The organism is Rhizobium sp. SVR5-2C (genome assembly GCF_056755115.1).
Genome location: NZ_JBNDHT010000298.1, coordinates 1 through 1048 on the forward strand (window position 1 = coordinate 1; position 1048 = coordinate 1048).

The 1048-nt window shown below is 65.8% G+C and carries 1 protein-coding gene and 1 pseudogene; both read left to right on the forward strand.

What is annotated here, in order from left to right:
• A pseudogene (locus ACPYOI_RS35750) lies at positions 1–382 on the forward strand (hypothetical protein); the annotation flags it as partial.
• A 348-nt stretch (positions 383–730) separates the two neighbouring features.
• Positions 731–1048 (forward strand): DUF899 family protein (locus tag ACPYOI_RS35755; protein WP_481424135.1); only part of this gene is annotated, 318 nt, incomplete at its 3' end.

The window sequence follows — 1048 nt, forward strand, 5'->3', positions numbered from 1 at the left end:
CGTCCGGCCCGTTCTCGATGTGGCGCAGCGCGTGGTCCTGGCGCGCGTCGCGCAGGAGAGTGGCGACAACAGCGCCGCAATCGAGCGTTGGCGCGAGGCCGCGGACGCCCAGGACGTCATCCCCTATATGGAACCGCCCTACTGGTACTACCCGGTCAGGCAGTCGCTCGGCGCAGCTCTCCTGAAAGGCGGCAAGCCGGCGGAGGCCGAACAGGAGTTCAATGCCGCACTCGAACACGCTCGAGGCAGTGCCTGGGCGCTCTACGGCCTTGAGCAAGCGGCCAAAGCCAAAGGCGATACGGCTACCGAGAGCAAGGCTGCCGCAGAACGCGCGAAGGTTTGGCGCGGCAGTCCCGACATGTTGAACCTGGAGCGGCTGTAGCGCCTCCTGCCGCCGCTTCGAGCTGGCGCATCGAAGCGGCGGCGGAGAACTTGGGGCGAGCATTGGCGCGTGGGCCGTCCGACCTGTCGACTCGGCGCCGGTCTTGCCTTGCCGAAGTCGAATGACCCGATCCGGACCGCGCTCGTTCGATTGCGCTCCAGAACGTCGCCTGCGCAGGCGCCGCGGCGGCAATTGGCGACTCCATCGGAATGCCGCCACACTTGTTACTCCCACTGTCCGATTTCCGATGCCAGACTATCTCTCGAACAATAACGAGCGATGAGCAGCGAATATCGCGCTTCAGGCACGGGGCGGGGAATTCGCCCAAATCAGGAGGTTTCGAAAGCCATGACCACCTCAACCGAGAACGAACGGAAAGGCGGACAGCCTGCCATGCACACACCGCCCATCGTGTCGCAGCAGGCGTGGGAGACTGCCCGCAAGCAGCTGCTGGTGAAGGAAAAGGCCCAAAGCAAAGCCCGTGATGCCCTTGCCGCCGAGCGGCGGCGAATGCCGTGGATGGCCGTGGAGAAGGCCTATGCGTTCGAGGGGCCCGCGGGCAGGGCAAGCCTGGTCGACCTGTTCGATGGCAGGCGTCAGCTGGTTGTCTACCGCGCCTTCTTCGAGCCGGGAGTGTTCGGCTGGCCCGACCGCGCCTGCCGGGGC